The organism is Chryseobacterium sp. SN22, assembly GCF_008329705.1.
Taxonomy (GTDB): Bacteria; Bacteroidota; Bacteroidia; order Flavobacteriales; family Weeksellaceae; genus Chryseobacterium.
Genome location: NZ_VTSX01000019.1, coordinates 1 through 22181, shown reverse-complemented (window position 1 = coordinate 22181; position 22181 = coordinate 1). Strand labels below are relative to the sequence as shown.

Genomic DNA, 22181 nt, shown 5'->3' with positions numbered 1-22181 from the left:
ATAACCATGAAAAGAATTGTATTGACCGGCTTTGTCCTTATAGCAGGATTTGTACAGGCACAGGAGAAAAGTAAATCACAAACTAGACCCCAAGCAGAGAAACCATATATTAACCCTGTAAAATTGACTAAAGAGGAAAGAAGCAGGCCTTACATGGATGAGGTTTTGAAATCCAGAGACCCGTTAACCCCTGAGGAAGCGGAAAGAAGAAGAAAGAACATTGAAGCTGGAAACCCCTTTAAGAAATATGGATATTACCCTAAAGTAGCGACCCTCAGCAAAGGAAAGTATTTAGAGTTTCATGACAAAGATTCTATCATGAGTATTGGTTCGGTAAGATTCAACAGAAAGACCAAAGAGATTGTTGGGTTCAGGGAGATTGATTTGAGTGACCCGGATGCACAACCGTATTTGGATACAGCAGGGAGATGGTTTTCACCTGATCCTTTGAGTGAAGAATTTAGAGCATGGTCTCCATATAATTTTGTATTTAATAATCCTATAAGTAATATAGATCCTGATGGAATGGCTCCTCTTACTGACTATAAGTTATTAAAAAATGGTGAAGTTCAACGTGTAAATCCATTGGATGGCAGTGAAAAAGATAAATCTGATACACTTTTTGCAACAGATAGTAGAGGAAATGTGGATAAAAGTAAAAGTATAACCGTAGCAAAAGATAAACCAAGTGATGGTTCTGTTATTAGTGGATTAAGTCAAGGAGGGGAGCTAACCCCTAAAATATTAGGACAATCTACAATACCCTATTTCTCAGAGGGCTTTACTCAAAACCTTAATGATGCTTTTAATGTTTATAATTTTTTAGATAATAATACTAATAGCGGAATTGAATTTTCTTTAGCAAATTATAACGTTGATGGGCAGGATAATTTTCAGATAGCAACGATGCATGATATTGATGGTTCAAGAATCTTTTCTAATAAATTTTCCCAAGATAATTTGGCTTGGTCGCTTCACAATCACGATGGAAAAATTGGTTTAGATTATAAAAACATTGGTAACCAATGGCATTCTGATAAGTCGACAATGTATGGGATTTTTAGAAGTAACCAAAGCAAAGGATTAGGAGATCCCAGATTTTTCACAGTTAATGATAATAATAGAATGATAGAAATTTCAAGAACAGGACCAAATATTAAACAAACATATCCTTTTAATGTTCAATTTTTAAAAAATCTAAAAAGGAAATAAAATGAAAAAATTCTTATTAATTATAACTGTTAATTTATTTCTGATTTCTTGCAATAAAAATAAAGAAATAAGTTCAAATCAATCTAATCCTTTTCAAAAAGAATTGATACATTCAATAGATTATGTCTTGGATTCAACCTATTGCAGAGGAGGAAAGGATAGAATGTTGCAAGTAAGATATCAAAAATATGACAATAAAGATTTTATACAAGTAGCTTCCGTGTATGATTACAGCACCGATTCACTTTTTCATTGCACTGAGTATAAAAACAATCTTGTTGTATTTTATAACAAAGAATATTTTGAAAATAAAATTAATCATAACAGAATGGAAAAAGATACACTTTTGAAAAAATATGAAAATTTTAATAATAAAAACAGTGGGGGGGTAATTTCCGAGAAAAGATGTTTTGAAATCTTTGAAGTTCAAGGTAATAATTTTTTAAAAACTTCACATGACTCTTTTTACTATAATAATCTCTTTGCTGATCCTCCAATATTACCTTCTCTGCCTCCGCCATCAAAATCCCATAGCAATTGAAAGTGGAAGAAAAAATATTGAAGTAGAAAATCCTTTTAAGAATAGGGTTACTATCCCAAAGTAGTCACCTTGAGCAAAGGAAAGTATTTAGAGTTCCATGACAAGGATTCTATTGTGAACATCGGATCAGTTAGATTCAACAAAAAGACAAAAGAGATTGTTGGGTTCAGGGAGATTGATTTAAGTGACCCGGATGCTCAACCGTATTTGGATACCGCAGGAAGATGGTTTTCGCCAGACCCTTTAAGCGAGGAATTTCGAGCTTGGAGTCCTTATACTTATGCTTACAATAATCCAATTAGTTTTATTGATCCAGATGGAAGAACGGGCACAGATTGGGTTGGAAAAACGGATGCTAATGGAAGTACACGATGGCACTGGGAGAATAAAATAAAAAGTGCATCGCAAGCTGTTAGCCTTGGTTATGACCGCTATTCTGACGGAAAAACAAATAATACATATACTTCTAATTCCGGCTCTGAGGTAACTTTAAAAACTGAGGGAAGTTGGTCTGAAGATTTTACGAATGTTAATAGAGAAAGACTAGGTGCTGCCATTAATAATTGTGCTGCCTGTAAGCAATTAGAGGGTGTTGAAAAGGCTTTATTTATTGGGATTCCTGTAGCTTTTGCTACCGGTGGCGTAGGAGGATTTGCTTTTTCAGGCGAGATGACAGCTACAGCTATTGGAGGACGGTTTTTAACAGACGCTTCTGTAAAAACTGCCGCTAACTTTAGTACTAATGGAGGAAATATAGGAGAGGCCCTCGGTAACGTTAATTTAACCCAGTCAACGTTAGCCGGTGTAGGAATGAGCTATATTGGAAATGCAGTGATTTCAACCGCTGTTAATAGTAATGCAACTGACACTAAATCTGTATTTACAGGGGTGTATCAGCAAGAACCTATGTTGCCCAAGCGGGATTAAGCATTGTAGGAGGTACTGCAGTAAACAGAGTTACAGGATCGTCAGTTTTTAAAAGTACTGTCATTGGCTCTTATATGCGTACCACTTCAAGTTTTGGGCAGACTGCGGGAACAACTGTGGCCAATGTATTAATAAATACTCCTGATTATACAAGGGCAACCCTTCAAAATAAAGTGCCGTGATGAAAAAATTATTTCAAAAAATTCATTATTATATCTCTGTTAGAAATTCTAAATGGAATATACTATTCTTTTTGATATTCGTATCGCCACTCTTCTGGTATGTATTTCATAAACAAAGTCCAATAAAGAAAGGAAACTATACTATTGGTTATGCAACTGATATGTATTGGCCAATACTGTCTTATAAGAGAATAAGGTTTAATTATAGTGTAAAAGGTAAAAATTATGAGACGACAAATATTTATGCGTTAGATCCGGAGGTTATAATACCTGCAAGATATTTGGTTCAGTTTTCGTTGGAAGACCATTCTTTTTCTACTATCTATCCTAACATCCCTGTTTCAGACAGTATAAAAGAAGCACCCCCTAAAGGTTGGAAAGAACTACCTGAATGGGCAAAAAATAAATAAACACAAAATCCACCGTTTTGCGGTGGGTTTTGTTATTGTAATAACTTTATAAGCTATTTTATATCTATACATCGTTTAAGTTATTTTAATACCAATCCATACTTCAGAGGTGATATAGATAAAATTGTGAGTTTGGATCTTTATTTTTATTTGGCATTTTAGGAATTTGCATTAATACTGCTGTATCTCTCGAAGTTACATACCCTAAATTTGGATTGCTTTCTGAGGTTATTATCTATTAAAGGCTGTAAACAGAGCGATAGAGATTTATCCCAACTTTGCCAAGGCCTTAATCCTAAAGGCTGAAACCCACAAGGCACAGTTTGAAAAGTTGATGGATCAACAGAATTTGACTTCCGCCAATCCTGAAAACATAAAAAAGGCCCAACAGGACCCGAAAGCCAAAGAACTCATGGAGCTGATGACCAAAGAATATACCCACATCTATGAGCTGGGTTACCGGCAGATGCCGGAGGAAATGTATTTAGACTGGCTGGTATCGCTCAAAATTGAAAGAGAAAAATACGAGAATAAAAAATTATTAAATAACTTTACGAAATAACCAATGACCATGAAAAGAATTGTATTGACCGGCTTTGTGCTTATGGCTGGATTTATACAGGCACAGGAAAAAAGCAAAACACAAACTCAACCCAAAGCAGAGAAGCCCTACACCAATCCTGTAAAACTTACCAAGGAGGAAAGGAACAGACCTTACATGGATGAGGTTTTGAAATCCAGAGACCCGTTAACCCCTGAGGAAGCGGAAAGAAGGAGAAAAAACATTGAGGCTGGAAATCCATTTAAGAAATACGGTTACTACCCTAAAGTAGCTACCCTCAGCAAAGGAAAGTATTTGGAGTTCCATGACAGGGATTCTATTATAAGCATCGGTTCAGTAAGATTCAACAGAAAAACAAAAGAGATTGTTGAGTTCAGGGAGATTGATTTAAGTGACCCGGATGCTCAACCATATTTAGACACCGCAGGAAGATGGTTTTCTCCTGATCCTTTGAGTGAAGAGTATTCAAGCTGGTCTCCTTATAACATGGTTATGAATAACCCCATAAAAAACATTGACCCTGATGGTAGAGGTGTCCTTGACAACTTCCAGTTACTTCAAAATGGGCAGGTTAAACTGTTGGAAAGGAGTAATGACAGTTCTGATACTCTTTTTGCTTCTGATAAAAAGGGAAATGTAGATAAAGGCAATAGTGTTACTGTTGCAAAGGATAAACCGAGTGACGGAAGTATTATTAATGATTTGAGCCAAGCTACTGGTTACCTAAGTAGTATGAGACCAATAAAAGATGGTACAGTTTCAGCAGGCTATACAAATAATGTTAATGATGCTGTAAATGTATTTAATTTTCTCAACAACAATACCACTGATGGAATTGAATTTGGGATGGGGAGATTTTCAAGAGGAGGAAGCTCAGAAAATTATTTAATTACTACCCAACACTCTATAGATAACAATACCAAAGGGTTTAATTATATGACACAATATATAGGTAGTTATGATAATTTAATTTCATTTTATCATAATCATGATGGTTACGGAGGTGCAAATCCTGACAAAATTGGAAATCAATGGGGAGCAGACCAAGATACAAGGAGAACTATACATGAGGCAACCTTAAAGAACAGCAGTATGTTATCGAGATTCTTTACGGTACATGAAGGATTGGGAAATAGAATAATTGAATATAATCGAAATGGGCAGAAGAATACAGGGTTAAAAATGACACCTGCTAATGTAAAAAGTTTTAACAAAATAAATTATTACAATGTTAAATAAAGTTTGTTACATTCTATTTTTTATTTTTTTATGCTGTTGCAATAAAAATGTAAAAAAACCTTTTGCTAAACAAGAAAAGGAAAATGATCCTTTATATGGACAAATCAACAATGTCATTGACTCAATCTCATCTGGTTTTCCAAAGGGATATTCAATAAACTTATATACTGTAACTCACGAAAAAAAATATGGAAATGATTATATAAAAATTGCTACAGCTCAATTTTATAATAAAGATTCTATCTCGGGAAGCTACCTTCATAATGGGAAAATTATTGTTTTATATTCAAAGGATTTTTTCAAAAATAACAATAAAAAACAGTTCAAACCAGATCGTGCACTTAAATACGAAAATGAGACTATTTCTTTATATCATCCACACTATGCAATATTTGAAATTATAAATAATACCTATAAAAATATTTCTGTAGAAGAGGGAATAAAATTGAATTTATTTAACTATAGTGACAGGCATGTTCCAGAGCCGGTACCAGCCAAATAAATGAAAAAAATAATTTTCCTATTAGGTTTAGTATTATTGGTTTCTTGTAAAGAAAAGGTGAAAAATCCTTATTTTACTTCTGAGGAAATCTATAATAAAGTTATAGAAAGTACTGATATAGTACATAAAGAAATATCTAAAAAAGCAGGATTATTCTATGTTCTTAATAGATATGATACGTTAATTATCCTTTCTGTTAATTACGAAAACGTAATCAAGCCTACTTTTATGATAAAGAAAGAAGGAACCTTTTATACTGATTGTTGTAAAATCATAGTAACTGAACCATATCATCCAAAGTTCACACTTATCCAAAATCCCAGTCAGTTAAAGCAAAATGATGTTGAAAAGTACCCATTAGCCTATAACGGTAATGATTATCAAAAAGGAGTTATATACAAGATTAAGGATATCAGCCACCTAGAGCTTATAGCTAAAGGAGACCTACGAAGTATTTTTATCGTATAAAAGAATATGAAATTTCAATGCCTCCACCTCCTTCAAAATAATATTATTTTTAAAATTATGAATCAACGCTTTTCTTTGTTATTAATTATTAGCTTTTTACTACATGGTTGTTCTGTCTATAAAGATAAAACCATCAAAGTAGAAAAAGAAATCAATTTGGAGTTCCCAAAAATTTCTGAAATAAAGAAAGAGGAAATTTCAGAAAAATCGAAAGATAAGTCATTGGGGTATTTTTGGCAAGTAAGCGAAGGTATTTATCCGTACTTCGACCATCATAAATTTGAAAACCCCATTTCTTACGAAAGACCTGCTAATAATTTTGTTTTAAAAGTTGATTATTTCTTCAATGCAGAAGGAGATGTAAAACTTAAATTCTATGAGTGGAATTATAATGAAAAAATTGAAACACCAAGAGAAATTTTTACGGATAAATTTGAAGAGATTAAGCTATTTCTATCAGAAAAAATAGGGAATCCGGCTTCTATTAAATCCGAAGATTTAAAAAAATCTACAGAGGAAACGGTAAGGGATGATATAAAATGGAAAAGTAAAAATTTAAATGCTTATTTATTTCGTTTTAAGGGGAGAGGAGGTTTTGACCAGATAAGGCTTGCTTTATATAAAGATTAAATAATAATCCAAAATCAGGAGTAAAGAGGCTTATAACCCATTTGGAATTATCATTAACAATGCCATGACCGTGATACACCTAAAATTTAGGGACATAAGCTCATATTATCTGACTCAATGATAAGAAATGTTCATCGTTAGATATTCTAAAAAGATTCAAATGGTGCAAATTAAAAATAATATGAAAATTTATACCATCGCATTTATTTTATTTTTTAATAATGCTATTTCACAAACAAAAAAGAGGGATTGCTTTTCTCTAAATCCTTTTGTAAATGTTTTTGTTGAGAATCTTATCAGCAAAGAAGTTAATCTGGATAAAAACTATGTAACCTTTTCTCTAAATCCTTTTGTAAATGTTTTTGTTGAGAATCTTATCCGCAAAGAGGTTAATCTGGATAAAAATTATGTAACCCTAATAAGTTTGAAGGATAAAGAAGGAAATTATAACATTGATGTAGAGCTGACATCTGGCGATATTAAAACCTTTAAGGTTGTATCACCGAAAGAAGCAAAAAAGGCATATGGCAACATGACCATCCTGTTAGTAGGGAAAACGGATGAAGATCTGAAGTTTTTAAAAAAATCAATCGGGAAATCCAATAGCGTGTTTTTAAATAGAGATCAATCTAAAAATAATACATCCTTTTATGATGAAGATTATGTGTGGAGTGCATTTTTTAATGCAAAAAAAGAATTAATCAATTTTTATATCCCTGAAGAAAAAGAATCTGCTGCCAAAATCTTCAATGACATAAAAAATGATATTCATATCAGTCCGGACTTTAAGGCGATAGATTGCAATTGCTTTTAAAGTTAAACCTCTTTTCCTTTTACTTATGAAAGCTTAGATGAAATAAGTGTAAATTCAATCTTTTGTTTAAATAATCTGTCGGTTTTCTGTGTTTCTTTATCATAGGTAAGACCGGAAATAAAGATTTGCCGGTTATCTTTTACGGTTTCCCGTAGCGGTGAAATCGTTTTTTTAATTATATTTGACCAAACTTTTAACCATGAAGAAACTGTTTTTCTTAACCGCCCTGTGCGGTACCCTTTCCTTCCTGCATGCGCAGTCCGTTCCCAGATTTGTCTATGCCGAGATTGTCGGTGAATCAAGGTTCCTCAGCAATAAGGTGACCGTATCTATTGATTACGGGCAGGCGACTTCATTTTTTGAGAATACGAAAGTCAGGAATGAAGATGGTAGCAACCGAAAGTTTAATTCCATGGTGGATGCGATGAATTATATGGGTGCTTTAGGCTGGGAATTCCAGCAGGCCTATGTGGTGACCACAAGCCAGCAGAATGTCTACCATTGGCTGATGCGCAAAAACTTCACCGATCTTCCCGGCGATATCCAGGAAGAAATGAAAAAGAATTTCCCGACTAAAAAAGACCTGTGATGTGCCTTACTTCCATTGATTTTAAAAAAGCTTATAACAATTACTGTTTCAATAGATACTTTTAATTTATGATGAAGTCAATTTTTCATTGATCCACCTGTTTATTTACATGCCACCTTAATTTTAAATTGCAAAAATATGTCCCAGATTTTACCCTTCAAAGATATTTTTAAACAAAGAATTTTTAGAATTCCGGATTATCAAAGAGGTTATTCGTGGGAGCAATCCCAGCTAGAAGATCTTTGGGCAGATCTTAATAACATTCACCTTCATAATAATGCGTATCATTTTACAGGTATTCTTACTATTAACAATTTTTCAAGTCAGGATTTTGATAATTTAGAGAAAGAAGGCTTTACAAATCATATAGATAGGGAACAACAAAAAGTAATAATAAATGGTGTAGATTATATTCCATTAAACTTAGTAGATGGTCAGCAACGGCTCACAACAATTCTCATTCTTTTTTCTCAAGCGGTAAAGAGATTGAAAGATAATGATGCGAAAACTTCATTTAGTCAAAGTTTTTTTTATGTACCAGATGTAAGTAATAAATATCTCTTCGGATATCATGTTGATGTACCATCTCATAATTATCTGATTCGTAATATTTTTGAAGATCTTTCGTATGGTGAAGAAGATATAGAAACATTGTATACCCATAACCTATATTTTGCAAAGACCTTTTTCAATGAAAAATTAGAAGAATTTTCTCAGCAGAATTTGAAAGATCTGAATACAAAGATTACAGACAAGTTACTTTTCTCTGTGCTTAATTTAAGTGAATCAGCAGGAAATAATCTGGATATATCAATGGTCTTTGAAACATTGAACTTTAGAGGCAAACAGCTTTCAGGTCTTGAGCGATTTAAAAATAGAGTATTGTACTTATTATCAAAACAAGCTTTCGGACAGGAGAGGATAGCTAATCGAAGAATAATGGTTAATAAAACCTGGCTTGAAGTTTACAAATGGCTTGGTAGAAATCCAAATCCTAAGAAGGTAATGGATGACGATGCTTTTTTAAAAGCATTTTGGTTACTCTATTTTTCTAAGCAAGACATGGTGGCTCAGGATTTTAAATCTTATCAGAAGAATCTATTCGAGAAAGACTTTAATCTTCTCAATATTCATAATAATCATTTTATGAAGCCAGATGAATTAAGGAAATGGCTTCACTGTATGAAAGAATCAGTTGTTCTCTGGTATTTCATTAATAATCCTGAAGAAGCGGAAGAAGATCCGGAGTTCAAATATTACTCAACTGATAAGATTCGCAGGTCTTTATTGAGACTCAATAGTTTCCCTTTTGGATATGGTCGCTATATGCTTAATCTTGTACTTGCTGTTCTGGTAAGATTACTTCCAAAATATGAATATGGCGTTGAATTGACAGAAGACCATGAAAGAAATATTACAACTATAGAACAATTTCTTTGGGCTGCTGAGCGTCACAATATCATGTGCTATTTATTGTATGGGAATAAAACCAATTATAATCAAGAGGTTACCTTCAGGGACATTAATAAATATTTTATAAGCGGTAGTTCTGCTCAGTCAGGAGCTTCGCTGATTGAACAATTGCTTAATGCACGAGTTCATCATTTTTCATGGGCTGGAGTAAGGCGGAATCTGGAAATGGGAACCTATTTTTATGCTTGGGATGGTATCTACTTTATTCTCAGAGAATATGAAGAATACATCAGTGGTATAAAAGTGGATCGTGAAATTGCTGTCAATCGTCTATATCCTGAAGATAAGCTTATTGCCAGGAAATCGTACGAAGAGATTAATAAATTGGGAAATTCCAGAAGAAGAAAATATTCTTATGCTTTAGGTAATCTTTTCATGTCTAATAACAGCCATTCAGACAGATCCTTTAAAGATCATAAAGATCGTATACAAACCGCTTTAAATAGAAATAATACAGTATATGAATCTGAAAAACAGCTTCTTGATTATGACTCATGGACATTAGAGAATATTGAGGAAAGAAGTGAGAAAATATTAAATGTTATTACAGAAAAATGGAATATACCTAATTACGAAATCTCTTTCTGGAAAGAGTATTTCGCAACTTAGTTTTATTTACAATTTACCGAGGTTTTTATGCAAATAACGTCTAATGATTTCTTATCTTTAACAACTCATTTTTATACAATAATGCATACCACAGAAAGCCAGATCGAAGAAATGTTTATATCTAAACTTTCTGATCTGAAATATATTTACAGACCTGATATCAGGGATAAAAACAGTCTTGAAAAAAATTTTCGTGAGAAGTTTGAATCTCTTAACAGAGTTCGGCTAACCGATGCAGAATTTGCAAGGCTAAGAGATGAAATTATAAATCCTGATGTTTTTATTGCGTCTAAACTTTTACGTGAGCAACAGTATTTTCAGCGTGAGGATGGTACTCCTCTACATTATACTCTTGTCAACAACAGGGACTGGTGTAAAAATGAATATGAAGTAATCAATCAGTTAAGAATCAATACCGAAAACAGCAATCATCGTTATGACGTTATTATTCTGATTAATGGGATTCCTGTGGTACAAATAGAATTGAAAACCTTAGATATCACGCCCAGAAAGGCGATGCAACAGATTGTTGATTATAAAAACGATCCGGGAAATGGTTATACAAATTCATTGTTGTGTTTTATGCAGCTTTTTATTGTAAGCAATAAAAGCAATACTTATTACTTTACTAATAACAGGAACCAGCACTTTGCTTTCAATGCGGACGAGCAGTTTTTGCCTGTTTATCAGTTTGCAGATGAGAAAAATAAAAAAATCACTCATTTGGATGATTTTGCAGAAAAGTTTCTCGCAAAATGTTCACTTGGTGAAATGATTAGTAAATACATGGTTTTGGTTGAAAGCGAGCAGAAGCTTTTAGTCATGCGACCTTATCAGATTTATGCCGTTAAAGCAATTGTAGACTGCATCCATGAGAATAGAGGAAACGGCTATATCTGGCATACAACGGGAAGCGGTAAAACACTGACTTCTTTCAAAGCTTCGACCCTACTTAAAGATAATCCCAATATTGAAAAATGTCTTTTTGTTGTAGACAGAAAAGATCTGGACCGTCAAACGAGAGAAGAGTTCAATAAGTTTCAGGAAGGTAGTGTGGAAGAAAATACCAATACGGAAACATTGGTGAGAAGATTACTTTCAACAGACTATGCAGATAAAGTCATTGTAACGACCATTCAGAAGCTGGGCTTGGCATTAGACGGAAATTTCAGGAAAGAAAACAGTCAGACTTATAAGGAACGGTTGGAACCATTAAAAAATAAAAGAGTGGTTTTTATTTTTGATGAATGCCACCGCTCCCAGTTTGGAGATAACCATAGAGCAATCAAGGAGTTTTTCCCGAATGCCCAGCTTTTCGGTTTTACAGGAACACCAATCTTTGATGAAAATTCCAGTTACAAAAAAGTGGACGGAGAATATGCATCCTATAAAACAACGGAAGATATTTTTCAGAAACTTTTGCATGCATACACTATTACCCATGCCATTGATGATAAAAATGTACTGCGTTTTCATATTGATTTTTATAAAGGACAGGGCAGTGTTGATGCAAAACCAGGTGAAGCTATTGCTCAAAAAGCTGTAGTTGAGGCTATCTTGGAAAAGCATGATGCGGCAACACATTATAAAAGATTTAATGCTGTTCTGGCAACTGCGTCTATTAATCATGCCATAGAATATTACAACTTATTTAAAGAATTACAGAATAAGAAAAAGATAGAAAATCCTGACTATATTCCTTTAAATATTGCCTGTGTCTTCTCACCTCCGGCTCAATTTATGGCAAAGGACGGTGATCAGAAAAACGCAGCCGATATCAAACAATTGCAGGAAGATCTGGAACAGGAAAAAGCGGACAATCAGATTAATCCTGAAGAAAAGAAAAAATCATTAATGGGCATTATTGCTGATTATAACAAGCAACATGGAACCAACCATTCCATTAATGAATTCGACAGCTATTATCAGAACATACAGAAACGTATAAAAGACCATAAGTACAGCAACGCCGATTATCCGCATAAAAACAAGATTGATATTGTTATTGTCGTTGATATGCTGTTAACCGGTTTTGATTCCAAATATCTTAACACATTGTATGTTGATAAAAATCTAAAATATCATGGATTAATACAGGCGTTTTCCCGGACAAACAGAGTATTGAACGATACTAAGCCCTATGGTAATATATTGGATTTCCGTTCTCAGCAGCAACAGGTAAACGAAGCTATAGAATTATTTTCCGGGGAGGGCAACGAGAAAAGAGCGAGAGAAATATGGCTGGTGGAACCTGCACCGGCAATTATTGAAAAATACCAGAAAGCAGTAGAAGCCATGGGTATTTTTATGGAAAACCAGGATCTGATCAGCGAGCCGCATGAAGTTTATAATCTGAAAGGAAATACAGCAAAGATTGAATTTGTAAAAACATTCAAGGAAGTCCAGCGTTTAAAAACACAGCTTGACCAATACACAGATCTTGACGCCGGCCAAAAAGAGCTGATTGAAAAGATTATGCCGGAGGATAAACTTCGTTCTTTCCGCAGTTCTTATCTTGAAACAGCAAAACAACTGAAGGAAATCCAGCAGAATGGAGGTGATAACATACCGCTCGGATTGCAGCAGCTTGATTTTGAATTTGTGTTATTTGCTTCCACTTTGATTGATTACGATTATATTATGAGCCTTATTGCAGATCAGACTGATCCTAAATCTCAAAAGCAGAAAATGAGCAAAGAACAGTTGATTAAATTACTGAGTTCCAGTGCAAATCTGATGGATGAAAAAGAAAACCTGACCGAATATATCAACGGATTAGACTGGAGCAAAGGACAGGATGAAAAACAATTGAAACAAGGCTACGAAACATTTAAAATTGAAAAAAACGAAAAAGAATTGGCTGCCATTGCCAACAAACACGGTTTGGAAACCCAGGCATTAAAATCTTTTACCGATGATATTATGAGCCGGATGATCTTTGACGGCGAAAAACTAACTGATCTTTTAGAACCTTTAGAATTGAGCTGGAAAGAAAGACGAGTAAAAGAATTAGCTTTAATGGAAGATTTAGTGCCACAACTGAAAAAGATAGCGGAAGGAAGAGAAATTTCTGGATTGGCAGCGTATGAGTAATGATATAACAATGGAGCAAATTAATAAATTAATACCTGAACTACGTTTTCCTGAGTTTATGTATGATGGCGAATGGGATAATAATATTCTTGGAAAAATTTCTGATAAAATTACTACAGGAAAGCTAGATGCTAATGCAATGTCAGAAAATGGAAAATACAGATTTTATACTTGTGCAAAAAATTATTATAAAATTAATGAATACGCGTTTGATACTGAAGCTCTTTTAATTGCGGGAAATGGTGCCTATTTAGGATATATCCACTATTATAAAGGCAAATTTAATGCATACCAAAGAACATATGTTTTATCAGACTTTTCTAAAGATGTAGTTTATTTAAAATATTATTTAGAAAAAAATTTACCTGCTCGAATTGCAAGTGAAAAGAAAGAGGGAAATACTCCTTATATAGTTTTAAGTACAATTTATGAAATGACGATTCTTTTTCCAAAAACTGAAAAAGAACAACAAAAAATAGCAGATTGTTTAACCTCTTTAGATGAACTGATTACAGCACATAAAGATAAATTAGAAGTTCTTAAAAATCATAAAAAAGGATTATTGCAAAACCTTTTTCCACAGGAAGGACAAAAAGTACCAAATTATCGTTTTCCAGAGTTTGTGAATGATGAGGAGTGGGAAGAGCAAGAATTAAATATCTTAGGGAAATTGATTAATGGACTTACATATAGTCCAGATGATATTAGAAAAAATGGATTATTAGTTTTACGTTCATCAAATATTCAAGATGGGCTAATTGATTTAAATGATTCTGTTTTTGTTAGAGCAGACATTAAAGGTGCGCATTATTCTCAACCAAATGATATTCTGATTTGTGTGAGAAATGGTTCAAAAGCATTGATTGGAAAAAATGCAATTATTCCTGATGGTTTGCCAAAGTCAACCCACGGAGCTTTTATGAGTGTTTTTCGAGCTGAAAATCCAAGTTTTGCTTTTCAACTTTTTCAAACTACTTCATATGAAAAGCAGGTTAATGGTGACTTGGGAGCAACAATAAATTCTATTAATGGAAAAAACTTTCTTAAATATGTTTTTTTTATTCCTAAAAATCCAAAAGAACAAAAAAAAATAGCAGAGACTTTGTCAGCAGTTGATAATTTAATTATTGCGCGAACCAAAAAAATAGAACAGCTAAAAATCCATAAAAAAGGATTGATGCAGGGATTGTTTCCTAAAATAAATGCATAAGAATGAATAATCAACCAAAGCCTATTTTTTTTCCTGATTTACAAAAACTGGTTATCCGTTTAAGGGATGATCTGAATGACCACTTATTTGTTTTGCTTTACGCTTATAACGGAACTGGCAAAACACGAATGTCAATGGCATTTAAAGATTATGCTAAGAAAAGGAAAAAAAATCCCGGAGCAGATACTTTGTATTTTAATGCATTTACAGAAGATTTGTTTTCTTGGGATAATGATTTAGCAAATGATACAGAAAGAGTATTAAAAATTAATGCCTCGTCTAAATTTTTCAATGGTTTTAAAGAACTGGCATTAGAAGAAAAAATATTTGCTTATCTGGAACGTTATGCAGATTTTGATTTTAAAATTGATTATGATAATTGGAAAGTTATATTTTCAAAAGGGGAACAAAATCACATCAAAGTTTCAAGAGGTGAAGAAAATATTTTTATTTGGTGTGTTTTCTTATCTATCTGCGAATTGGTTATTGAAGACTCTAAATCATATGAATGGGTAAAATATGTTTACATTGATGATCCTATTTCTTCACTGGATGATAATAATGCAATTGCAGTAGCAAGTGACTTGGCTCAGTTGCTAAAAAAAGGGAAAGACCGTATAAAAACAGTTATTTCTTCTCATCATTCTTTATTCTTCAATGTCGTTTGTAATGAGTTGAAACAATTTAAGCATAAACGCTATTTTTTATATAAAAATGTTGATAAGGGACACATTTTAAGGCCTACAGATGATACTCCTTACTTTCATCACGTTGCTATATTAAGTGAACTAAATAGAGTTAAAGAATCTGGGCAAATTAATACATACCATTTTAATATGTTGCGCAGTATTTTAGAAAAGACTTCTACCTTTTTTGGTTTTACGGATTTTTCTGAATGTATTAAGGACATAGATGATGAAGTACTTTATTCTCGTGCTCTTAATTTATTAAGCCACGGTAAATATTCTGTTTATGAGCCGGTAGAAATGGGAGAAGATAACAAAGAATTATTTACAAGAATTTTACAAGCTTTTCAGGACAAATATAAATTCGAATTACCAGAATTGCTTCCTTACGAACCTTCAAACGAAAGTCAAGAATGATATTAAACGAACAAAAAGAATTAGGAAAGACACTTTGGGCCATTGCAGACGATTTACGTGGGGCAATGAATGCAGATGATTTTAGGGATTATATGCTTTCTTTTCTGTTTTTAAGATATTTATCAGATAATTACGAAGCAGCTGTCAAAAAAGAATTGGGATTGGATTACCCGGATACGAATACACCAAAAGATGTATTGTCTATCGTTAAAATTACGAATCCATTGGAAATCTGGTATAAAGAAAACCCAGATGATGTTATAGAGTTTGAAAAGCAATTGCGACGGAAAGTGCATTATGTCATAGAACCGGATTATCTCTGGAGCAATATTTCAGAACTGGCAAGAATTCAGGATGAGGATTTATTAAAGACTTTGGATAAAGGTTTCCGCTATATAGAAAATGAATCTTTTGAAAGCACATTCCAGGGATTGTTCTCGGAAATTAATCTGAATTCTGAGAAGCTAGGGAGAACTTATACCGATAAAAATAAGAAGCTTTGTGCCATCATAACCAAAATATCAGAAGGCATTTCTAAATTTTCGGCTACAAGAGATACCCTTGGAGATGCATATGAATATCTAATCGGACAGTTTGCCGCGAATTCGGGTAAAAAAGCGGGTGAGTTTTATACACCACAACAGGTTTCCACGATACTTTCAGAAATCGTTACTCTTGACGGCCAAGACCCAACTACAGGGAGAAAGAAAAAACTGGATAAGGTTTTAGATTTTGCATGCGGTTCCGGATCATTGCTTCTTAACGTAAAGAGACAATTGGAAAGGAACGGTGGGTATATTGGTAAGATCTACGGACAGGAAAAAAATATTACGACTTACAATTTAGCGAGGATGAATATGCTCCTGCACGGTGTAAAGGATACCGAGTTTGAGATTCATCACGGAGATACCTTGGATAATGACTGGGATATTCTGAATGAAATGAATCCTGCCAAGAAGATGGAATTTGATGCGATTGTCGCCAATCCGCCATTCAGTCTGCGCTGGGATCCTACGGAAGTGATGGCAGATGATTTCCGCTTTAAAAGTTATGGGCTTGCTCCTAAATCGGCTGCAGATTTTTCTTTCTTATTACACGGTTTTCATTTTCTAAGTGGAGAGGGAACAATGGCAATTATTTTACCACATGGTGTATTGTTCAGAAGCGGAGCAGAAGAAAGAATTCGTAGGAAATTATTACAGGACAATAATATAGATACGGTAATTGGTTTGCCTTCCAATCTGTTTTTCTCAACAGGAATTCCTGTATGTATTTTGATTCTTAAAAAATGTAAAAAGCACAATGATGTTCTTTTTATCAATGCCAGTGAACATTTTGCAAAAGGCAAACGTCAGAATACACTAAGAGAAGGAGAGAATGGAGAGCCAAATGATATTGAAAAAATAGTAAAAACCTATCAGTTCAGAGAAGAACTTCCACGTTATTCCCGAAAAGTTTCTATGGAAGAAATAGAAAAGAATGGCTATAACCTGAATATTTCCAGATATGTAAATACTTCTTTAGAAGAAGAAAGAATAGATTTGGGAGAAGTTAATGAAAAACTGCTTTCGATAGAAAATAGAATTAAGGAAGCAACCGATAAACATAATGCTTTCTTAAGGGAACTGGGATTGAAAGAACTTAAATAATATTACAATTTATAGATATAGCAAAAATAAAAATCAGTCAGATTAATTTTTAATTCAGGAATTATTCTGACTGAATTAATACTATTTAAAACTAAATAACTACATGAAAACATTACAGGAAATTGCCACTGAAATAGACATTTGGGAAGATTGGCGCGATAAGTACGGAGAATTTGTTCCAAAATTTATTGAGGAAGCAAAGAAAGGTAACAATTGGAAGGATTGGGATCCAAATACTTTTTGGGAGTTTTTTGAAAAGTCAAATGATCAATGTATTTCTTCTTTACAACAAGGCTATTTTTCTGGCGAGGAGAAAGAAAAAATTAAAGAAAATTGGTTGGAAATAGCTCCACTATTACAAAAAATAGCTCTTTCACAAGATGAACCGCTGTTTGATACATATCATGAATTGAAAAGCATCATAAAAAAGTATACAAAACAAAATCGTAAAGCATCTACCAATCGTTTAATTGCGGGATTACAGCCCAAACTATTATGTACCATCGTAAACGAAGATAACCTAAGAAATTTCATTAGAAAATTAAATGAAGTTACTCAGAATTCTAATATTCCGATTACCGGAGATTGGTTTAAAAATAGCTATGCTGTTTGGTCCTTTTTTTTAGAAAATCTCGACAGCGATTTACCTTACGAAAATATGACATTGCCTTGGCAAATCTATGAACATTTAGTGCATGATTTAAATAACACAAATGATATGAGTGAAATATCTGCTTATTCATCTACTATAATTAATTTATTACAATACAAAAACCAAATTATCTTACAAGGTCCTCCGGGAACCGGAAAAACAAGAGAAGCAAAACTGATTGCACAAAATATCTTAGGATTAGATGAAAAAGAACTTCAAGAGAGTGAACAGTTTAAAATCATCCAGTTTCATCCAAGTTATACTTATGAAGACTTTGTAAGAGGAATTGTGGCAAAACCAGATGATGAAGTAACTGGACTAATCTACGATGCAGAAAATAAAATACTTGCGAAATTTGCTAAAGAGGCATCAAGAAATTTTTACAATAGTTCGGACAAGGAAACAACTAAAGTGACTGACGTTTGGATTGACCAAAATTTTGAAGATTTTAAAAATGATATAGAAGGAAACCTTACTGAAGAAGAATTTTCTCTATCTGATAAGATTAATATATTTAAAGTTAGAGGAAAGGATTTTTTATATGGCAAGGATTGGAAAACTCCCGGGCATTTGAAATTTGATGAATTTAAAAAGCTTATTAAAGCAGTCGTTAACAAAGAAATTACTTTGGAATCTCCAAAGCTTGATAAAGAAAAGTTTGTACACTCACATTATAGATTTACATACTACAACTCTCTTTTACAAAAATTCTTCGAAAAACATATATTCAATCCAGAAAGTCAAAAAGAAAATCCTAAAAATTATGTTTTAGTAATCGATGAAATAAACCGTGCCAATCTTTCATCTGTTTTAGGAGAACTTATTTATGCATTAGAATATCGCGGAGAGGAAGTTGAATCGATGTATGAAGTCGATGGATCTCAAAAGCTTGTTCTTCCACCCAATCTATACATCATCGGAACTATGAATACCGCAGACCGGAGTGTAGGGCATATTGATTACGCCATCAGAAGAAGATTTGCGTTTGTAGATGTTTTACCTAAGAATTTAAAGACAGATGATGGGATGGAAAACTTTGATGAAATATTATTTGCAGAAGTTAAAAGTTTGTTTACAAAAGATGACTACCAGACAAATTCAGATTATCTTGCTGATGAATTTAAACCGGCTGAAGTAGCACTTGGACATTCTTATTTTATTGACAAAACAGAAGACGGGGGCTCAATGGATATCCGCTTAGAATATGAAATAAAACCCATTCTCAGGGAATATGTAAAAGATGGAATTTTAAAATTAAATGCATTAGACATAATTGAAAATTTTGGAAAAGAAAATACTGGTTCTTAAAGAGCACAATCATTTTTATTATAGCGGATGTCGTCAGCAGTATCTTAAAGGGATTTATGACTGGCAAGATCATTTTGCTGTTCCCAAATCATTTCTTTTCAGGAATAATGAAAATGCCGTATGTTTTAAAGTTTCAGCAGATGTAAAAGAAAATCAGATTAACTTCTTACAATTTGAAACATCCTATTATATCGGATTACAATATGTTCCTGAATGGGATATTCCTGTATTGGTTGAACCGAAGATGAATAATGACAGTCACCAGCTTAATTTTATCAAAATATTGACTGAAGCATTGCAGGAACCGGAGAACTTTAATCACCTGGATGGATTGATAGAAGTGGATTTCAATTCTGAATGGATTGAAGTGCCGTCAAAACACAGGGTTGAACTGACTCCTTTTCTGATCATTCAGTTTTTAATGGCAGTTAAACAAATTGTAAGAAAGGGCTTAAAGAAATCATATTACCAAAAGACTGAGAATCTCAGAAGCAGAGTAAAAGGTAAGATATTAGTCGGTCAGCAATTAAAACAGAATGTTTTTAAACATCGACTTACTTATACTGTCTGTTCATTCCAGGAATTTGGTATTGATACGGAAGAAAACCGGTTTCTCAAATATGTTTTGCAGGTAATTTATTCGTACGCCGGTAGCTTAGAGCCAGTTCTCAAAGCTCAGGTATTAGAATTGGTACAGTACAACCTTGCTGCTTTTCAACAGGTGAACAGTCAGAAATTCACATCTTATAACAAAGTAGAAAGTAATCCCTTCTATAAAGTATACAACAATGCATTTGGATTAGGAAACCAGATCCTGAAACTGATAAGCCATAGCTATGGAAGTGTGAACGGAGATAACAAAAAACATCCGCCGCACTGGATCGATATGAGTAAATTATTTGAACTGTATGTTTTTAAAAAACTCAGGGAAAGATTTACCGGGGCTGGTGAAGTGAAATATCATGAAAAGAAGCATTACCAGGAACTTGACTTTATCATTAATGAAAAAAAAGAAAATGGGATAAAGGCGGTAGTCGATGCTAAATATAAACCCCGTTACAAAAATGGAAATCCAACCAAAGAAGACGCAAGGCAACTATCTGGATATTCCAGATTGAACAGTGTTTACGAGGAGTTAGGAATTGCTGATGATCAGATCATTCCGGTATATTTTATTTATCCGAAAGGATTAGGGGAGATACTTGATAGTGATGAACAGTATGCCGAAGAAATAGATAGTGATTTAAAAAACTTTGATAAAGCTGTTTTGCCATCTTCTGTTGCTAAAGTAAAAGCTTACAGAAAAATGTATATGCAGGAAGTACCTTTAGAAATTTTGTCGTCTGTCAATCCGTAATAATTAAATATGTCAAATTCATACTCCCTCGCCCTTCTCGAAGACAACCCCAAACAGCTCGAAAAGCTGGAATCTTATCTTATCAAGATTCCTAATGTGGAAATTGTACTGAAAAGCAGGAGTTCGGAAGATTTTTTTGAGCAGTTGAAAACGGCAAAGCCTGATATCCTGGTGGCAGATCTGGATCTGGGCAACGACAGCATGACAGGGATGGAGGTTGCTCAGGAACTTAAAATCCCCGTATTTTTCGCAAGCGTCAATACGGCAGATTACATCGAAGATATTGAAGACCTCAAAAGGGAAGCCGACATCTGCGTTGACCATATTACCAAACCTTTTACCGGAGAACAGTTCATTAAAAGTTTCAGCAGGTTTTTAAAGGAAGTGCACTTGTTTTCCGAACTGCAATATGTTTATCTTGATTTTAACAAAACAAAAGGAAACAGGATTGCATTGGATGATATTGTTTACCTCTGTGCCGACAAACAGGCCGGTTCCGAATCCAATAACAAGCAGATTCATTTCATTAACCGAAATCCTGAAAACCTGATCGATTTTTCTTTCTCCAGAATGCAGGAAAAAGGACTGCCGAAGAGTCATTTTATTACCATTCACAAATCGTTCAGGGTAAATAGAAAATATATTAAATGTTATCATAAGAAAACAGAGACCGTTGAGGTCTTGCTGTATGATGATCGGGGCAAGATAAAGAGTCATCATTTACCGGTGTCCGAAAATTACCAGAGCGAGCTCAAGCGGTTTTTTGGCTGACCGCTCTTATTCCTCTGAAAAAAGCTTTTGTTTCTGCGCTTTCCGTGATGTTTCCGGAAAGCGTTTTTTGTTGTCTTTTGGACTTTGCTTTGATCTATATATGATGTAACAAATTATATTATTTTAACTTCTAAACAAAATTATTATGAAACCAAAAATGACACAACAACAAAACAATTCCAACATGCAGAATGCTAACAAAGGAACTAATGGAGTGAACAAGCAGTATGTACAAAATCAGGGAAACAGAGGGAAACAGCTAAACCCTAATAACAAAAAATAGCATGGTCATTTTAAAACCAAAGCCTGAGAAATTTCTCAGGCTTTTATATTATCTAATAAGCTTTTTAACCTAGCCATCATTTCATCTTTCTTTTTCAACATTCGTTCATATAAGCAATTTTTTCATTATGTAATTCGATTTTTTTATCAATTGGGTTAAATATAAAATTTATATAAACTGAATTCTTTGCAACCGCTTCTTCATGAAAAGTATTTACAATAATATTCACTGCCTGCTCCACATCAAAATTCTGAAAAGCCTCCAAGGGAATGTTCAGAACTTCGAAGATTTTGCAGCAGGGCTTCTTTCATTACGTCTTTCTGTTCGAGGAGTGAAATTTTCTTCTGATTGTAGTTTTCACCGAGGGCTTCCTGCTTGATGCCCAGCATTTCCGTGAATCGTTTGACATTGCGTCCCTGATGTATTTTGTGTTTCCTGATAAATCAAGATCTATAATGATTGAAAATATAACAATTTTTAAAACTACAGAATTAAATTTATAATCGTTTTCATTAAAATAATCTTTACTGGTTATAGTATTGACTAAAGCTACCATTTTACTTATATTTACAACAATCTACTCTGAAATTTTAAACC

General features: G+C 33.6%; 20 protein-coding genes and 1 pseudogene. 20 read left to right on the top strand and 1 reads right to left on the bottom strand.

The window, feature by feature from the left end:
- Nucleotides 1-6 precede the first annotated feature (6 nt).
- The 20 genes from FY557_RS13740 (at nt 7) to FY557_RS20145 (ending at nt 21584) form a co-directional block, all read left to right on the top strand.
- The gene (locus FY557_RS13740) at nt 7-1212 is read left to right on the top strand and encodes a JAB-like toxin 1 domain-containing protein (RefSeq protein WP_149247810.1); all 1206 of its coding nucleotides are present in this window, start codon (nt 7-9) and stop codon (nt 1210-1212) included.
- Between the two features lies 1 nt (nt 1213).
- Nucleotides 1214-1753, top strand: a complete 540-nt coding sequence (locus FY557_RS13735; RefSeq protein ID WP_149247809.1) for a hypothetical protein — start codon at nt 1214-1216, stop codon at nt 1751-1753.
- A gap of 69 nt (nt 1754-1822) precedes the next feature.
- Entirely contained in the window at nt 1823-2680 is an 858-nt protein-coding gene (locus tag FY557_RS13730; protein WP_228451790.1) for an RHS repeat-associated core domain-containing protein, read from the top strand.
- 181 nt (nt 2681-2861) lie between these two features.
- Entirely contained in the window at nt 2862-3272 is a 411-nt protein-coding gene (locus tag FY557_RS13725; protein ID WP_149247808.1) for a hypothetical protein, read from the top strand.
- 334 nt (nt 3273-3606) lie between these two features.
- Entirely contained in the window at nt 3607-3834 is a 228-nt protein-coding gene (locus FY557_RS13720) for a hypothetical protein (protein WP_149247807.1), read from the top strand.
- 9 nt (nt 3835-3843) lie between these two features.
- On the top strand, nt 3844-5073 hold the full coding sequence (locus tag FY557_RS13715; protein ID WP_149247806.1) for an RHS repeat-associated core domain-containing protein: 1230 nt from the start codon (nt 3844-3846) through the stop codon (nt 5071-5073).
- Nucleotides 5063-5575, top strand: a complete 513-nt coding sequence (locus tag FY557_RS13710; RefSeq protein ID WP_149247805.1) for a hypothetical protein — start codon at nt 5063-5065, stop codon at nt 5573-5575. The genes FY557_RS13715 and FY557_RS13710 overlap by 11 nt, the downstream gene beginning before the upstream one ends.
- A complete protein-coding gene (locus FY557_RS13705; protein WP_149247804.1) occupies nt 5576-6043 on the top strand; it encodes a hypothetical protein in 468 nt (155 codons plus the stop codon).
- A gap of 57 nt (nt 6044-6100) precedes the next feature.
- On the top strand, nt 6101-6673 hold the full coding sequence (locus FY557_RS13700) for a hypothetical protein (protein WP_149247803.1): 573 nt from the start codon (nt 6101-6103) through the stop codon (nt 6671-6673).
- 181 nt (nt 6674-6854) lie between these two features.
- The gene (locus FY557_RS13695; protein WP_149247802.1) at nt 6855-7487 is read left to right on the top strand and encodes a hypothetical protein; all 633 of its coding nucleotides are present in this window, start codon (nt 6855-6857) and stop codon (nt 7485-7487) included.
- A 199-nt stretch (nt 7488-7686) separates the two neighbouring features.
- On the top strand, nt 7687-8076 hold the full coding sequence (locus FY557_RS13690) for a hypothetical protein (protein ID WP_149247801.1): 390 nt from the start codon (nt 7687-7689) through the stop codon (nt 8074-8076).
- Nucleotides 8077-8214: 138 nt separating this feature from the next.
- Nucleotides 8215-10158, top strand: coding sequence for a DUF262 domain-containing protein (locus FY557_RS13685; RefSeq protein WP_149247800.1), 1944 nt, complete (start codon nt 8215-8217; stop codon nt 10156-10158).
- 81 nt (nt 10159-10239) lie between these two features.
- On the top strand, nt 10240-13251 hold the full coding sequence (locus FY557_RS13680) for a type I restriction endonuclease subunit R (protein ID WP_149247799.1): 3012 nt from the start codon (nt 10240-10242) through the stop codon (nt 13249-13251).
- A 10-nt stretch (nt 13252-13261) separates the two neighbouring features.
- Nucleotides 13262-14461, top strand: coding sequence for a restriction endonuclease subunit S (locus FY557_RS13675; protein ID WP_228451789.1), 1200 nt, complete (start codon nt 13262-13264; stop codon nt 14459-14461).
- A gap of 2 nt (nt 14462-14463) precedes the next feature.
- Nucleotides 14464-15564: an AAA family ATPase gene (locus FY557_RS13670; RefSeq protein ID WP_149247797.1), complete on the top strand. Its 1101-nt coding sequence runs from the start codon at nt 14464-14466 to the stop codon at nt 15562-15564.
- Complete coding sequence (locus FY557_RS13665; protein WP_149247796.1) at nt 15561-17213, top strand: type I restriction-modification system subunit M; 1653 nt, start codon at nt 15561-15563, stop codon at nt 17211-17213. Before FY557_RS13670 ends, FY557_RS13665 begins: the two co-directional genes overlap by 4 nt.
- A 103-nt stretch (nt 17214-17316) precedes the next feature.
- Nucleotides 17317-19173, top strand: coding sequence for an McrB family protein (locus tag FY557_RS13660; RefSeq protein ID WP_149247795.1), 1857 nt, complete (start codon nt 17317-17319; stop codon nt 19171-19173).
- The gene (locus tag FY557_RS13655; RefSeq protein ID WP_149247794.1) at nt 19139-20530 is read left to right on the top strand and encodes a 5-methylcytosine restriction system specificity protein McrC; all 1392 of its coding nucleotides are present in this window, start codon (nt 19139-19141) and stop codon (nt 20528-20530) included. Before FY557_RS13660 ends, FY557_RS13655 begins: the two co-directional genes overlap by 35 nt.
- A gap of 9 nt (nt 20531-20539) precedes the next feature.
- Nucleotides 20540-21301: a LytR/AlgR family response regulator transcription factor gene (locus FY557_RS13650; RefSeq protein ID WP_149247793.1), complete on the top strand. Its 762-nt coding sequence runs from the start codon at nt 20540-20542 to the stop codon at nt 21299-21301.
- Between the two features lie 145 nt (nt 21302-21446).
- Nucleotides 21447-21584, top strand: a complete 138-nt coding sequence (locus tag FY557_RS20145; RefSeq protein ID WP_185151729.1) for a hypothetical protein — start codon at nt 21447-21449, stop codon at nt 21582-21584.
- A gap of 35 nt (nt 21585-21619) precedes the next feature.
- On the opposite strand, the pseudogene FY557_RS13645 reads toward FY557_RS20145, so the two are convergent.
- Nucleotides 21620-21973 (bottom strand): annotated as a pseudogene (locus FY557_RS13645) (XRE family transcriptional regulator).
- Nucleotides 21974-22181: the final 208 nt, after the last annotated feature.

Coding starts and splice junctions, on each gene's coding strand:
- FY557_RS13685 (WP_149247800.1), top strand. CDS start 8,215: ATGTCCCAGATTTTACCCTTCAAAGATATTTTTAAACAAAGAATTTTT.
- FY557_RS13650 (WP_149247793.1), top strand. CDS start 20,540: ATGTCAAATTCATACTCCCTCGCCCTTCTCGAAGACAACCCCAAACAG.
- FY557_RS13680 (WP_149247799.1), top strand. CDS start 10,240: ATGCATACCACAGAAAGCCAGATCGAAGAAATGTTTATATCTAAACTT.
- FY557_RS13690 (WP_149247801.1), top strand. CDS start 7,687: ATGAAGAAACTGTTTTTCTTAACCGCCCTGTGCGGTACCCTTTCCTTC.
- FY557_RS13740 (WP_149247810.1), top strand. CDS start 7: ATGAAAAGAATTGTATTGACCGGCTTTGTCCTTATAGCAGGATTTGTA.
- FY557_RS13695 (WP_149247802.1), top strand. CDS start 6,855: ATGAAAATTTATACCATCGCATTTATTTTATTTTTTAATAATGCTATT.
- FY557_RS13660 (WP_149247795.1), top strand. CDS start 17,317: ATGAAAACATTACAGGAAATTGCCACTGAAATAGACATTTGGGAAGAT.
- FY557_RS13720 (WP_149247807.1), top strand. CDS start 3,607: ATGGATCAACAGAATTTGACTTCCGCCAATCCTGAAAACATAAAAAAG.
- FY557_RS13705 (WP_149247804.1), top strand. CDS start 5,576: ATGAAAAAAATAATTTTCCTATTAGGTTTAGTATTATTGGTTTCTTGT.
- FY557_RS13735 (WP_149247809.1), top strand. CDS start 1,214: ATGAAAAAATTCTTATTAATTATAACTGTTAATTTATTTCTGATTTCT.
- FY557_RS13700 (WP_149247803.1), top strand. CDS start 6,101: ATGAATCAACGCTTTTCTTTGTTATTAATTATTAGCTTTTTACTACAT.
- FY557_RS13670 (WP_149247797.1), top strand. CDS start 14,464: ATGAATAATCAACCAAAGCCTATTTTTTTTCCTGATTTACAAAAACTG.
- FY557_RS13710 (WP_149247805.1), top strand. CDS start 5,063: ATGTTAAATAAAGTTTGTTACATTCTATTTTTTATTTTTTTATGCTGT.
- FY557_RS13675 (WP_228451789.1), top strand. CDS start 13,262: ATGGAGCAAATTAATAAATTAATACCTGAACTACGTTTTCCTGAGTTT.
- FY557_RS20145 (WP_185151729.1), top strand. CDS start 21,447: ATGAAACCAAAAATGACACAACAACAAAACAATTCCAACATGCAGAAT.
- FY557_RS13715 (WP_149247806.1), top strand. CDS start 3,844: ATGAAAAGAATTGTATTGACCGGCTTTGTGCTTATGGCTGGATTTATA.
- FY557_RS13725 (WP_149247808.1), top strand. CDS start 2,862: ATGAAAAAATTATTTCAAAAAATTCATTATTATATCTCTGTTAGAAAT.
- FY557_RS13665 (WP_149247796.1), top strand. CDS start 15,561: ATGATATTAAACGAACAAAAAGAATTAGGAAAGACACTTTGGGCCATT.